This window comes from Gordonia westfalica (genome assembly GCF_900105725.1).
Lineage (GTDB): Bacteria > Actinomycetota > Actinomycetes > Mycobacteriales > Mycobacteriaceae > Gordonia > Gordonia westfalica.
Window position 1 is genome coordinate 247,524 of the sequence record NZ_FNLM01000034.1, and the last position, 13,703, is coordinate 261,226.

Below are 13,703 nucleotides of genomic sequence, written 5' to 3' on the forward strand. Positions count from 1 at the left end.
ATATCGATCGGCATCGATGGTTGCATTCATCGATGGCCATCGATACTGTGGGCATTGATCGAAGAACATCGATGAAAGGTCGAATGATGAACGACTTGCCCGTCGTCGTGATCGGTGCCGGACCCATCGGTCTGGCCGCCGCCGCCGAACTGCGCGAACGCCAGCTCACCCCGCTGGTCTTCGAGCGGGGCCCCCGCGCAGGAGCTGCCGTGGCCGAGTGGAACCACGTGCGACTGTTCTCCCGCTGGGCCGAGGTCATCGACCCCGCCGCCCGCCGCCTGCTCGACCAGACCGGCTGGAATGCCCCCGACGATGAGGCGTATCTGACCGGGCAGGAGTGGGTCCGCGACTACCTCGTCCCGCTCGCCGCCGCACTCGGTGACGCCGTGCAGTTCGGCACCGAGGTCATCGGCGTCGCCCGCCGCGGCCGCGACCTCGTCGTCGACTCCGGCCGCGACACCGAACCGCTGTCCGTGCACATCCGCCGCGCCGACGGCACCGAGGAACGTGTGCTTGCGCAGGCGGTCATCGACGCCTCCGGCACCTGGGGCACCCCGAACCCGCTCGGCGGCGAAGGACTACCCGCGCTCGGCGAGAAGGCCGCGGCCGACGTCATCTCCTACCGCGTCCCGGACCTCGACGACCGGGAAGTGCGCGCGCAGTACGCGGGCAAGCACACCGCGATCGCCGGCGGCGGCCACTCGGCACTGAACGCCATCGTTGCCCTCGCCGCGCTCGAGAAGGAAGCACCCGGCACCCGGATCACCTGGATCCTGCGCCGCGGCGACGTCGCCTCCACATTCGGTGGCGGCGAATCCGACCAGCTGCCCGCCCGCGGCGCCCTGGGCCTGAAGGCGAAGAAGGCCGTCGACGACGGCCTGCTGAACGTCGTCACCGGGTTCCGCACCGCCGCAGTCGAACCCGCCGATCAGGACCGGGTTGCCCTGACCTCCGACAACGGTCAGCGGGTCGACGGTGTCGACCGTGTCGTGGTGCTCACCGGTTTCCGGCCCGAGCTGTCCTGGCTGTCGGAGATCCGCCTCGGCCTCGATCCGGTCCTGCAGGCCCCGATCGAGCTGGCCCCGCTGATCGACCCGAACGTGCACTCCTGCGGCACCGTCTACCCGCACGGCGCCGAGGAACTCAGCCACCCCGAACCCGGCTTCTACCTGGCCGGAATGAAGAGCTACGGCCGCGCACCGACGTTCCTGGCCATGACCGGGTACGAGCAGGTCCGCAGCATCGCCGCCGCGATCGCCGGTGACCACGAGGCCGCCGCCCGCGTCGAGCTGATCCTCCCCGAAACCGGGGTCTGCGGCGGCGCAGGGGTATTCGACGAGCCCGACGCCGACGCCTCGGAAGGCGGCTGCTGCGGCGCGCCGCAGCCAGAGTTGGTGACCCTGACCGCACCCGGCGGGTCACGATAGCCCGATGACGGACACCAAGGCCCCGCCGCAGACCGACACCCTTCCCGCGGCTGGTCTGCGGCGGGTCTTGGCGATCCTGTGCCTGACGGAGATCACCAGCTGGGGCATCCTCTACTACGCCTTCCCCGTGCTGTCGGTGTCCATCGCGGACGACACCGGCTGGTCCCTACAGACGATCATGGCCGCGTTCTCGATCGGCCAGCTCGCCGCCGCATTCACCGGCATCCCCGTCGGCCGCATCATCGACCGCATCGGCCCGCGCGCCATCATGACCGCCGGCTCCGTACTCGCCGTGCCCGCACTGCTCCTCATCGCGACCGCACACAACCTGCCGACGTTCTACGCCGGCTGGATCCTCGCCGGCATCGCGATGGGCGGCGTTCTCTACCCGCCCGCGTTCGCGGCGCTGACCCGCTGGTACGGCGACAGCTACGTCAAGGCGCTGATGATCCTCACCCTCGCCGCGGGCCTGGCGAGCACCGTCTTCGCCCCGCTCGCCGCGACGCTGGTCGAGCGAACCGACTGGCGCGCCACCTATCTCATCCTCGCGGCGATCCTCGCCGTCATCACCATCCCCGCCCACCTGTGGGGCTGCGCGGGCGCTGGCCGCACCCACCGGCACCGGCGCACGGAGACGCGGCCGATCACCGCGACGCCTCCCGCAGCCCCGCGTTCCTCGCCCTCGTCGCCGCCTTGAGCCTCGGCGCGTTCGCCGCCTTCGCTGGCGTGTTCAACCTCGTGCCGCTGCTCATCGAACAAGGCTTCTCCCCGTCTCTGGCGGCTTTGACCCTCGGCCTGAGTGGGGCGGGACAGCTCCTCGGCCGCATCGGCTACCTGCCCCTCGCGGCCCGTACCTCGGCTCGCAGCCGTGCCATCGGTGTTCTCGTCGCGACCGCCGTCAGCACCGCACTACTGGGTGTCGTGACCACGGTCGTGACCCTGATCACCGTCGCGATCGGCGCCGGACTGATCCGTGGACTGTTCACCCTCGTCCAAGCCACCGCCATCACCGACCGGTGGGGCGCCGTCCACTACGGCCGCCTCAACGGCCTGATGTCCGCCCCCATCGTCATCGTGATGGCACTCGCCCCGTGGGCCGGCACCGCCCTGTCGAATTGGACCGGCAGCTACGCCCACGCCTACCTCGTCCTCGGTGCCATCGCACTCCTCGCAGCCCTCGTCGCGGCCGCCAGCGTCCCCCGCCGCACCGTCGACGCCACTCCCTGATTCGAAGGACCCCCACATGTCCCACTACGACGTCCTCATCGTGGGCGCCGGCCAGTCCGGCCTGGCCACTGCCCACTCCCTCCGCCAGCGTGGCCTGACCGCCGCGATCCTCGAAGCCTCCGACGACACCGCCGGATCCCGATCGGCGAGCTCGCCATTGACGACGAGTTCAATGTGCGCCCCGGCGAGAAGATCGCCAGCGACGGTGTGGTGGTGTCCGGCACCTCGGCAGTCGATGCCAGCATGGTCACCGGCGAGTCGATGCCAGTCCAGGTCGCCCCCGCCGACACCGTGACCGGCGGAACGGTCAACGCCGGCGGGCACCTGCGGGTGCGGGCGACCCGCGTGGGAGCGGACACCCAACTCGCGCAAATGGCCGCGATGGTCGAACGCGCCCAGACCGGCAAAGCCCACGCCCAGCGACTGGCCGACCGGATCTCAAGTGTCTTCGTGCCGGTGGTCATCGCCGTCGCCATCGCTGTCCTCGGCGCGTGGATCGGCGCCGGCTATCCCCTGCAAGCGGCGTTCACCGCCGCGGTCGCTGTGCTGATCATCGCCTGCCCCTAGGCTCTGGGACTGGCCACCCCGACCGCACTTCTGGTCGGTACCGGCCGCGGAGCCCAACTCGGCATCGTGATCAAAGGCCCCGAAGTCCTCGAATCCACCCGAACCGTCGACACCGTTGTCCTCGACAAAACCGGCACGGTCACCACGGGACAGATGACACTCGTCCAGGTCACCACTGCTCCCTCCACCACTCGCGAAGACGTGCTCGCCCTCGCGGGGCGGTGGAGAATGCCTCCGAGCACCCCGTCGCGGCCGCCATCGCTGCTGGTGCAGCCGCCGAAGTCGGGCCGCTCGACCAGGTCGACGACTTCCGCAACTTCGAAGGTCGAGGCGTGCGCGGTCTGGTCCAGGGACGTGTGGTCACCGTCGGGCGTCCGACGCTGCTGGCCGAACACCACATCGCCGTTGATGACCCCCACCTCAACGAGGCGCAGACCGCCGCCGAAGAAGCCGGACAGACCGCCGTACTCGTCGCCTGGGACGGCCGCGCCCATGCGGTCCTGGCGGTCGCCGATGCGATCAAACCCACCAGCGCACACGCCATCGCCCGGCTCGCCGCACTGGGTATGACGCCCATCCTGTTGACCGGCGACAACCAGACCGTCGCCGATGCCGTGGCCGCTGAGGTCGGTATCGACACCGTCATCGCTAACGTCTTGCCGGCCGACAAAGCCGCCGTCATCACCGACCTGCAATCCGACGGCAAGGTTGTGGCCATGATCGGCGACGGCGTCAACGACGCCGCTGCCCTGGCCCACGCCGATCTCGGGCTGGCGATGGGCACCGGCACCGACGCCGCCATGCATGCCGCTGACATCACCCTGGTCCGCGGCGACCTCAACGCTGCCGCCGACGCGATCGCCTTGGCACGCACCACTCTGAAAACGATCAAAATGAACCTGTTCTGGGCATTCGCCTACAACGTCGCCGCGATACCGCTGGCCGCGCTGGGACTGCTCAACCCCATGCTGGCCGGGGCCGCCATGGCGTTGTCCAGCGTGTTCGTCGTCAGCAACAGCCTGCGGCTGCGCGCCTTCACCAGCCCGCCCCACTCATCGTCCACAGTTCCACCCACCAACCCCTCGACGTATACCCCCAAGGGGTATAAGGTAGCGGCATGAACGAGCACTCTTCCCCTGAGCACGTCGGTCACGACGCCGCCGATGAACGCCACCACGGCCAACTCGCCGCAGCGTCACACAACCACCACGATCACCATGCTGAGCGCGCCCGCGCAGACCATGATCACGCTGGGCATGGGGGGCATGGTGATCACGCCGGGCAGTTCCGGCGGCTGTTCTGGATCATGCTGGCCCTGGCTGTGCCGGTCGTGGCCTTTTCGCCCATGTTCGCGATGCTCATCGGCTATGACCTACCCGATGGTGAAGTGTTGAAGTGGGTCTCACCGGTGCTGGGTACGGTGATGTACTGCTGGGGTGGGCGGCCGTTCCTGGTAGGCGCCTATTCAGAACTGCGGTCGCGTGCACCGGGAATGATGCTGTTGATCGCCTTGGCGATCACGGTGGCCTTCGTGGCGTCCTGGGGTGCGAGCATCGGTGTGTTGCACCACGAACTGGACTTCTGGTGGGAACTGGCGCTGCTCATCGTGATCATGCTGTTGGGGCATTGGATCGAGATGCGGTCGCTGGCCCAGACGACCTCGGCCCTGGACTCGCTGGCCGCGCTGCTGCCCGATGAGGCCGAACGCGTCGATGGCGACCAGATCACCACGGTTGCTCCCAGTGAGCTGCAGGTCGGAGATGTGGTGATCGTGCGCCCGGGGGCCAGCGTGCCGGCCGACGGTCGCGTCGTAGACGGCTCGGCCGAGCTCGATGAATCCATGGTCACCGGAGAATCGCGCACGGTGCGCCGCGGCATCGGCGATCAGGTGGTGGCCGGCACGGTGGCCACCGACTCGGGGCTGCGGGTCCAGATCACCGCCACCGGCGATGACACGGCGCTGGCCGGGATTCAGCGCCTGGTGGCAGACGCGCAGAACTCCACCTCCCGCGCCCAGCGGCTGGCCGATTCCGCTGCAGCGCTGCTGTTCTGGTTCGCGCTCGGCTCAGCGATCATCACCGCCATCGTGTGGACGGTCATCGGCCAACCCGACCAGGCGGTGATTCGAACCATCACCGTGCTGGTCATCGCCTGCCCACACGCACTCGGCTTGGCTATCCCCCTGGTGGTGGCCATTGCCACCGAACGCGCCGCCCGCGGCGGCGTGCTGGTTAAAGACCGGTTGGCACTTGAGGCCATGCGCACTGTGGATGCGGTGCTGTTCGACAAGACCGGAACCCTGACCAAGGGTGAGCCCACGGTCATCGAGATCGCGGCCGCCGACGGCGTCGATGAGGACACCGTGCTCGCCCTGGCCGCCAGCGCCGAAGCCGACAGTGAGCACCCGTTGGCGCGAGCGATTGTCGCAGCTGCCGGAGACCGCGCGCGGCCGGTGCCGGCGGCCACCGACTTCACCTCGTCACCGGCGGTCGGTGTGACCGCTCGCGTCGAGGGCGCCACAGTGCGGGTGGGCGGGCCCCGCATGCTCGAGGAACAGGGCCATCAGGAACTGGCCATCGCTGATCGCTGGCGCGCCGACGGCGCAATCATCCTGCATGTCACCCGCGACACTGAGCTGATTGGAGCTCTCAAACTTGCTGATGAGGTGCGCGGGGAATCCCGCCAAGCCGTCGAGGTGCTGCACGCCCGCGGGGTCGAGGTTGTGATGATTACCGGCGACGCCGAAGCAGTGGCGCACACCGTCGCTCACGACCTCGGTATCGATCGGGTGTTCGCCGGTGTACGGCCGGAAGACAAAGCCAGCAAGGTGGCCGAACTGCAGCACGAAGGCCGCAAGGTGGCGATGGTGGGCGACGGCGTCAACGACGCCCCCGCCCTGGCCCAGGCCGATGTGGGCATCGCGATCGGGGCCGGCACCGACGTCGCGATCGCCTCGGCCGGGGTCATCCTCGCCAGCGACGACCCCCGCTCGGTGCTGTCGGTCATCGAGCTGTCGGACGCCAGCTACCGAAAAATGAAGCAGAACCTGTGGTGGGCAGCGGGATACAACCTGATCTCTGTACCGCTGGCCGCCGGAATTCTCGCGCCCATCGGGTTCGTCCTGCCGATGTCGGTCGGAGCGATTCTGATGTCAGCCTCGACGGTCGTGGTCGCACTCAACGCGCAACTGTTACGCCGACTCGACCTGCAGCCAGGCGCGAGTACAGTGCGTGGACTGCAGCACAACCGACCGAGATCCATTGAGAAGGTGAGTCCATGACCGCTGCGTCCGCACCGGGACAATCCTCCACCCCGGAAGAATCCTCTGCCTCGGAACACTCTTCCCACGGTTACATCAGCGATAAGGGCAAATACCTGGCCCGCCTCAAGCGCATCGAGGGGCAATCCCGAGGTATCTATCGGATGGTCGACGAGGAGCAGTACTGCATCGACATCCTGACCCAGATTTCGGCGCTGACCAAGGCGCTGGAGGGGGTCGCGCTGGGTTTGCTCGACGACCATCTCACCCACTGTGTGCTCGATGCCGCCCACGCCGGCGGGGACGAGGCGCAGGAGAAGATCGCTGAAGCCTCGGCGGCCATCGCTCGCCTCGTTCGTTCCTGAGCCACCCACCACGCCGGGTTCGTCACAGGCGTGGTTCGCCGACCCACTGCGGCACCACCGGCCCCGGCGCGCGGGCGTCTGCATCAGCGGCCATCGCCAGAACCACCCCGCGATCGGCCAGCCACTGTGCCGGATCGACGTTGACTCCCGTCGGGTCGAGAACCTCGAAATGCAGATGCGGGCCGGTCGAGACCCCACGGTTGCCCACTGTGGCGATCGATTGGCCCATCCGTACTCGCGCGCCCTGCTCGAGCAGATTCTCGTCGTTGTGGCCGTAGGTGGTGATCGTGCCGTCATCGTGCCGGATCCGCATCCACAACCCGAACCCCTCGGCAGGTCCGGAGGTGATGACCTCCCCGTCAGCTACCGCGACAATGGGCGCGCCCAGATCATTGCCGATATCAATGCCCTGATGGCCCCGTCCGTCACCGAAGGTGGACGTGATCTCGCCCGCAGTCGGCGCCACCGCACCGCCACTACCGGGCAGCAGCGGTGTCGGCGTTCCGGGTTCCTGCGGCTGGGGGCCATGCGGCTCGTTCGGATCGTGCGGCACGATTGCGGCGATCAGGGTGGCTACCAGCCGAGCCAGCGGTAACGCGTCGATGATCCGGAACCCGTCTATCGGATCAATGAGCGAAAACGTGCCGAAGCACTGCAGTGCGGCTGCACTGCCCGCATCGCCGACGCTGCCCGACTGGGCCTGAGCGCCCAGGCAGGACGCCGTCTGCGTGATCGGCTTCCCCAAATTCGCAGCCGCGGCACCACCCAAAGCGGCCTTCACCGAGTCCTGCACGATCGCGATCAGCTCCCCGGCCACATGTCCATCGGTCGAGGCCGCCGCCGGTGCGGTGGCAATCACAGGCGCAACACCCACACACACCGCCGCTGCCACCCCCAGCGCTTTGGGGCCCCACTGCTGCCCCGCCTTGACCCGTAGCGATGTCAACACCATCTGCATGCGGTCGGACCTTTCCCGCGGACGTCGTAGACCCACGCACGAGTGCCATGCGTGTACCCGCGAGATCACACCACAAGTCACTTGTGCCCCACCAGTCACACGCGGCTCCACTACGAAGCGAACTAATCGGGCATTGGTGGCTTTGTTTGCGCAGTTCACCGCCCGTTTTGTGGGTGCGGGCAGGCGACTAACTACTATCGGTGTTAGTAGAATTGTTATCGAAGCGCCGCCGGGCGGTGGCGAAGTATCACTCTTGAGGAGGAGATCGATGAGAGTCACACGAACCGGTGTCGTCGTTGCTGCCGCGGCGGCTGTTCTGACAGTGGTGGCCGCGTGTTCGGACACCTCGACTGAGGATCATTCCTCGATGTCGGGGATGGGTACCAGCACGGTCAGTACCGAATCGTCAGCGGCGGCCTCTGCCGAACACAACAGCGCGGACATCTCGTTCGCCCAGCAGATGATCCCGCACCACACCCAGGCGATCATGATGAGCGACATCCTGTTGGAGAAGGACAACATCAACCCCCAGGTCGTCAGTCTGGCCCAGCAGATCAAAGACGCTCAGCAGCCTGAGATCGAGCAGATGCAGTCGTGGCTGAAGCAATGGGGAGCCCCACTCGAGGGCCAGGGACACAACATGGACATGGGTACGTCGATGGCGCCGGGTTCCTCCCCGATGCCGTCGATGATGGGCATGATGTCGCCAGAACAGATGCAGCAGCTACGCGACGCGCAAGGAGCCGAGGCGTCGCGCCTGTTCCTGACGCAGATGATCGAACACCATCGCGGCGCCATCGCCATGGCCAAGACCGAGATTCAAGACGGCCAATCGCCCGAGGCGATCGCTCTGGCACGTCAGATCGTCACTGATCAGGAGAGCGAAATTGCGAGGATGCAGCAGCTTCTCAACAACCCCTAGCGGTCGGACCTGCCCGGGTCGGTCTCGGCTACACACACATCGCGATCACCATCGCCGAGACGACACCGGACACCGCTAGCGTGGTCGGCACCGCCACCACACCAGCCACCGCCGCGGCAGCACCCACATGATTACGTCGCGACCGGCACCGGTGACCGGAGTCCAAGCGGCTCAACCGAGGCCCCACCGACGACGAATCGCTGATCGACAACACACCCACCGGGCCCGCTACAGGTCCCGAACGGGCCAACGTTCCCAACGCCGAGCAGACCGCCCGCGCACCCACCAGCTGGGCCGCGCGGGCATCGGCGGCTTGCTCGACCAAGCCGGCGACCTCACGGCCCGCGCGGCTGAACAACGGAATCAGCGGGAACGCACGCCCGAGAGCGCGGGCCGCCAACACCACGGTGTGATGACGTTGCCGCCGGTGTGCGCGCTCATGAGCAACGACGGCATCGAGTTCCTCACCGGACAACGCCGCCTGCAACCCGGTCGTGGCGGCAATGCCGGCATCCTTGCCCGGCAGACAAAACGCCATCGGCCGCCCGTCGGCGAGCCACCACACATCGGGATAGCGCTCACTGCGGGCGCCCACCAACCGCAACGACTGAAGATACTCCTCACGAGCACCACGCATCCGCACCGCCGATCGCACCGCGATCGTCACCGCTCGGACAATCGCTGCCACGGTCACCACCGCCAGCACGCCACCAGAGATCGCTTCCACCCGCGGGGATGCGCCGTGTGACAACACCCGCAGACACGACACCACCTCAGACAACGAATGGATGCCGAAATGACCGGGAACCGCCAGCGTCACAACAGCTCCCACCCACAACAACGCAAACACGACCTGCGCGGCCGGCCAGGCCACCAACACCCAACGAGCATCGATACGGCCCTGCACCCGAACCATCCATCGAGGCCACAGCCAGCCCAGCACACCTGCGGCAACAACTAACACCACCGCTGCACTCATGGATGCTCACCCATCGTTCGCCTCGATCCTCGACGCCCGCCGTCGTGCTCGCTGAGACCCACGCTCAATACACCTTCCCGGCGGTCCGCCACCTGCACCACCAGCCAGTATGCCCCAGGGGCTCGTCCGTGACGCCGCAACTCCAGCACCCACCGCGCCGCCAATTACTAGGCCCTATAGTAGTTAGATGACGCGGGTTGACCCAGCCTGCGCGTACTAGTTCGAGGGATGCGCTGTGACCGAGAACCCGAGGGGGACGCACTCGCCCCCGGACGACCACCGTCGTCAGTATCTGCATGCCATGCGCGACGTCTACCGGGCACCCACGCCATACTCGGCCCACCAGTTCTTCCACCGCGCCCATCACTTCAGCGTCACCTCGAACCGACGCCGCCACCTCGCCGCACACATCGGTCTCGTCCGCCACCTCGCTGCGATCGGCGACCTCGCCGGGGCGCGTCACCACCTCGGTACCGTCCTTGCCTCCCTCGTCCTCCAAAGACATTGCGGCCAACAACCTTCGCAGGCTTCCATCCCCATCCAGAAGTCGTGACCACGACCACGACGCCCCAGAGGGCCAGGGTGGCTCTCTACCGACCCTCGATCCCGGTCTCGCCGCCACACCGAGCACACCATCCAGCGCCGCCACCACCGAACACGGCCCTATCCACACGAAAGTCCTAGCCGCTTGCCTGTCTCGAGCCTGTCCATCCGCACTGTTGCGGTCGTAGTCATCGCCACGCTGACTGTGCTGAGCGGTTGTGCCACCCAGGAACAACCCACATCCCCACCCCCGCCGGCAACCTCACCAGAGATAGTCGCAACACTGACCCCAGAACTCGACCACCTCCACGCCCTACACATCCGCGCCGACGGCACCATCCTCGCCGGAACTCACACCGGCGTAGTCGCCCTCACCGCAGACGGAACCACCAGCCGGGTCGGCGCCTCCGACGACGACTTCATGGGACTGACCGGGGTACCCGGCTCTGACCGGCTCTTCGCCTCCGGCCATCCCAGCCCGCGGAGCTCGGCACCCAACCCGCTGGGACTCGTCGCCAGCGAAGATGGCGGGCAGACATGGACACCGAGATCGGTGGCCGGCCAAATCGACTTCCACGCGCTCGCCACCAACGGACAACTACTCGTAGGCTTCGACGGAATCAACCGCCTGCTCGTATCGACCGACGACGGGACAAGCTGGAACACCGGCGCGTCCCTGGCCGCAGCAGCACTCACGATCACCGACCACGGCGTCTGGGCGACCACCCCCGCAGGGCTGCAACACAGCACCGACGACGCCCAGACCTTCACAATCGTCCCCGATGCGCCGGCCCTAGCCCTCCTGGCGGCCGCACCCGATGGCACGCTCTGGGGCATTGACACCGCCAACACCGTCTGGCGCAGCCCAGACGGCACACACTGGGAACAACGCAGCACCATCAGCAGTGTCACCGCGCTGGTCGCCAGAGACGCCGAAACTGCATACGCCGCAAACGGGCAATCGCTATACACGCTCAGCTAACGGACTCGTGGGGAGCAACGAAGGAAGGAGGCGACTGAGATCCGGAAGAGCGTTTAGATCTCGCCCACTCCTCGCGAGAACCGCCTAGGTCGCCCGGGCACCCCCCTCTGTCAGATCGCCTTGGGCGGGGACGGCCATCGAAGGCCCCGCCAATCGGCTGTCCTGGTAGCTGCAGTGATGACATAACGTAAAATCGGCGATGAACAAGGACGAGTGAAAACAGATGCGAGTCAGCACCTTTGGGTTCTGACCGTTCCCCCGATGCTAAGCAAAGATCACTACCCTGGGTTGGAGTGGCGCCACGTCAGTGGTTGCCGCCTGGCTCCCGAGTCCGTTGTCAGCTGGAACTCACACTGGGCGGGTTCTAGTCCGTAACGTACGGACTGAGCCTGTCTAGGCCCGCCCCCTGTTACTCGTCATACTTCAACACGTCTCGCTACCGGCTGAATGACGCAGGGGGAGAACACCTCTCACGGTGATGTGACATAAGTGTTGCCACTCACGTACCCCTAACCGTTGAAGGGTGGAAGGCCGAAATGTCGAAGCGCAATGAGGGTTGCGATGATCTCCACGATGGCGATGAGAAGCGCCGAGATCGCAATGCCAGCGCCGCGTTCGTACGGCCGTCTTTGGACTTCGGAGAACGCAATGAACGCGAACACAACAGTGACCGGGATCAGGCCCAGGAGCGCGGCGAACAGTGCGAGGCAGGCACAAAGGTTCGTCGTTTCTTCAGGTTTGGGCAAGTGGACTGGGTCCGCGGTGAGGGTGACGCGCGAGCCTTCGCGACGAGTTACGGGCACGCTACTGAGCCGTCCAATCGCCAAACGGCAGACCAACACTGAATAGCAACACGACCACAACCGCTATCTCAACGACAGCGATGACGATGGCAGCGACGGCTAAGCCGAAGCCTTGCTCGTGCGGTCGTCGTGCTGTCTCGCGGATCGCAATCCACGCGAGAACGATCGCGGCCGGCACAATTCCCGCGAGTGCCGCGAATAGTGCTGCGATGGCGCAACCGTTCGTCGTTTCATCAGGGTGATGGCCGTACGGGGTCACCTGCGTGCGTCCACGCGTCAGAGTGCTGCTCATGCGTATGCCGTCAGTGCAGCCGAAGTAGTTCGTCGTGGCGTTGTCATCGACACATAAAAGGGCACGTCTGAGTGTAGGTGCACCGCGCTGAGCCGCAGTACGTCGGATATACAACTCCTCGGCGTGCCGGTGCTTCTCGGCGTACATCGAACAGTTCTAGTTGGGACTGTGTCAGCTGGAGTGGTGGACGAATACCCTCCTGACTTCAGTGTGCCAAGGTCGTACCCCGTCCGACCATCCGCGCCTGGCTTGCCGGTGTCGGCATTCACCACCAGCGCTGCGAGGGAAGGCTCCCCCGCGTGATTGCACTCATCCGACAACGCGTCGAGGACGCGCGGCAACCTATTGCGTAGCTCGACTCCACTCATGCCGATCGCCGTTCCGAGCTCTTTATAAGTCAGCAACGTTCTACGCATTGCCGCGACAGTAAGCGCAGCTCGTGCTCGCGCGACCTCATCTTTCCAGTCTTTAGCCATTCCCCCAATGTAGGGCTGCGGCTAGCTGTGTGTACCGCGTCGGCGACGTCATCCAATGATCCGTGTCCCACCACGGCCCGGCCGGACCTTACACGACCGGTCGCGCGCGGGGCTAAGTTACTCGCCCTACATCAACACGTCCCGTTACCAATTAGAGGAGGACGAGTAGAAACAGCTGCGAGAACTCGACTCTCCGCGTATCTCGAGTGGCCGTGCAGGTCGTGTCGGTGCGTGGGCGTCCCGTCGCTCTCCGGAGTCACTGTTTCCGGCGGATACTCGCAACATCAATCGAACCTTCGCCGCGGTGCGTGAACATGGCCGAGTTGCCGAAGGGACTCAAGATGCGTTGCCTGTGCCGCTCGTACGCACGCGTCTCCTCGAGGCGGATACGATCCGACGTTCGTGCAACGGCGAGTCCGCACACGCCCTCGACCGCTGCCCTGTACGCATCGGGATGCCCCACCGAGAATCGTCACACGTGACGAAAGTGGCCTACAAGAGGTTACCCGCGAGCAAGCAACGACGAATCGGTTTCACTGGAATCTGGACCGTGGAAGATACTCTCCCACATGGAGTTCGGTGTCCCCCAAGGTGCTTGTCGGTGTCGACGCTCGTTATGCGAGTGCCAGGAACAGCTTTTCCAGCTCGGCTTCGGTCAATGGCGGCTGTTCGCCGTCGGCGGCGGCGAGGCACTGCTTCATTCCCGAGGCGACGATCTTGAAACCTGCTCGATCGAGCGCGCGTGACACGGCGGCGAGCTGCGTGACGACGTCCTTGCAGTCCCGGCCGGCCTCGATCATCGCGATCACACCCGCAAGCTGACCTTGAGCGCGGCGCAGGCGATTCAGAACGGCGTCCATCGCCTCTTCGCCAACAGCCATGTGGGAACTTTCGCTGACAGCC

The 13,703-nt window shown here is 66.1% G+C and carries 11 protein-coding genes and 3 pseudogenes; 9 read left to right on the forward strand and 5 right to left on the reverse strand.

Annotated features, from left to right (window positions below; all coding sequences use genetic code 11):
• Positions 1 to 86 precede the first annotated feature (86 nt).
• The 6 genes and pseudogenes from BLU62_RS06470 to BLU62_RS06495 all read left to right on the forward strand — a co-directional run bounded on the left by BLU62_RS06470 (position 87) and on the right by BLU62_RS06495 (position 6,845).
• A complete protein-coding gene (locus BLU62_RS06470) occupies positions 87 to 1,427 on the forward strand; it encodes an NAD(P)-binding domain-containing protein (protein ID WP_074852727.1) in 1,341 nt (446 codons plus the stop codon).
• A 4-nt stretch (positions 1,428 to 1,431) separates the two neighbouring features.
• Positions 1,432 to 2,654 (forward strand): annotated as a pseudogene (locus BLU62_RS06475) (MFS transporter).
• A gap of 16 nt (positions 2,655 to 2,670) precedes the next feature.
• Positions 2,671 to 2,772, forward strand: a pseudogene (locus BLU62_RS06480) (NAD(P)-binding protein); the annotation flags it as partial.
• 14 nt (positions 2,773 to 2,786) lie between these two features.
• Positions 2,787 to 4,342 (forward strand): annotated as a pseudogene (locus BLU62_RS06485) (heavy metal translocating P-type ATPase); the annotation flags it as partial.
• A complete protein-coding gene (locus BLU62_RS06490) occupies positions 4,339 to 6,501 on the forward strand; it encodes a copper-translocating P-type ATPase (RefSeq protein ID WP_024499311.1) in 2,163 nt (720 codons plus the stop codon). The pseudogene BLU62_RS06485 and the gene BLU62_RS06490, both read left to right, overlap by 4 nt.
• The gene (locus BLU62_RS06495; protein WP_005195356.1) at positions 6,498 to 6,845 is read left to right on the forward strand and encodes a metal-sensitive transcriptional regulator; all 348 of its coding nucleotides are present in this window, start codon (positions 6,498 to 6,500) and stop codon (positions 6,843 to 6,845) included. The genes BLU62_RS06490 and BLU62_RS06495 overlap by 4 nt, the downstream gene beginning before the upstream one ends.
• A gap of 22 nt (positions 6,846 to 6,867) precedes the next feature.
• On the opposite strand, the gene BLU62_RS06500 is transcribed toward BLU62_RS06495, so the two are convergent.
• On the reverse strand, positions 6,868 to 7,803 hold the full coding sequence (locus BLU62_RS06500; RefSeq protein WP_005179985.1) for a M23 family metallopeptidase: 936 nt from the start codon (positions 7,801 to 7,803) through the stop codon (positions 6,868 to 6,870).
• Between the two features lie 268 nt (positions 7,804 to 8,071).
• Between BLU62_RS06500 and BLU62_RS06505 the strand changes: the two genes are divergently transcribed.
• Positions 8,072 to 8,725 carry a DUF305 domain-containing protein gene (locus BLU62_RS06505; RefSeq protein WP_024499309.1) on the forward strand — a complete coding sequence of 218 codons (654 nt, stop codon included), beginning with the start codon at positions 8,072 to 8,074 and terminating at the stop codon, positions 8,723 to 8,725.
• Between the two features lie 28 nt (positions 8,726 to 8,753).
• Here the strand turns inward: BLU62_RS06505 and BLU62_RS06510 are convergent, their stop codons facing one another.
• On the reverse strand, positions 8,754 to 9,704 hold the full coding sequence (locus BLU62_RS06510) for a M56 family metallopeptidase (protein ID WP_074848797.1): 951 nt from the start codon (positions 9,702 to 9,704) through the stop codon (positions 8,754 to 8,756).
• A gap of 235 nt (positions 9,705 to 9,939) precedes the next feature.
• On the opposite strand from BLU62_RS06510, the gene BLU62_RS06515 reads away from it, so the two are divergent.
• Both BLU62_RS06515 and BLU62_RS06520 read left to right on the forward strand, forming a co-directional pair.
• Positions 9,940 to 10,257: a hypothetical protein gene (locus BLU62_RS06515; RefSeq protein ID WP_058252957.1), complete on the forward strand. Its 318-nt coding sequence runs from the start codon at positions 9,940 to 9,942 to the stop codon at positions 10,255 to 10,257.
• A gap of 135 nt (positions 10,258 to 10,392) precedes the next feature.
• Positions 10,393 to 11,229, forward strand: coding sequence for a F510_1955 family glycosylhydrolase (locus BLU62_RS06520; protein WP_074848798.1), 837 nt, complete (start codon positions 10,393 to 10,395; stop codon positions 11,227 to 11,229).
• A gap of 509 nt (positions 11,230 to 11,738) precedes the next feature.
• Here the strand turns inward: BLU62_RS06520 and BLU62_RS06525 are convergent.
• The 3 genes from BLU62_RS06525 to BLU62_RS06540 form a co-directional block, all read right to left on the reverse strand.
• Positions 11,739 to 11,975 (reverse strand): hypothetical protein, encoded by a 237-nt coding sequence (locus BLU62_RS06525; protein ID WP_074852728.1) that lies wholly within the window; start codon positions 11,973 to 11,975, stop codon positions 11,739 to 11,741.
• A 58-nt stretch (positions 11,976 to 12,033) separates the two neighbouring features.
• Entirely contained in the window at positions 12,034 to 12,471 is a 438-nt protein-coding gene (locus BLU62_RS33215) for a hypothetical protein (RefSeq protein ID WP_084811750.1), read from the reverse strand.
• Between the two features lie 943 nt (positions 12,472 to 13,414).
• On the reverse strand, positions 13,415 to 13,681 hold the full coding sequence (locus tag BLU62_RS06540; protein ID WP_074848800.1) for a metal-sensitive transcriptional regulator: 267 nt from the start codon (positions 13,679 to 13,681) through the stop codon (positions 13,415 to 13,417).
• Positions 13,682 to 13,703 lie beyond the last annotated feature (22 nt).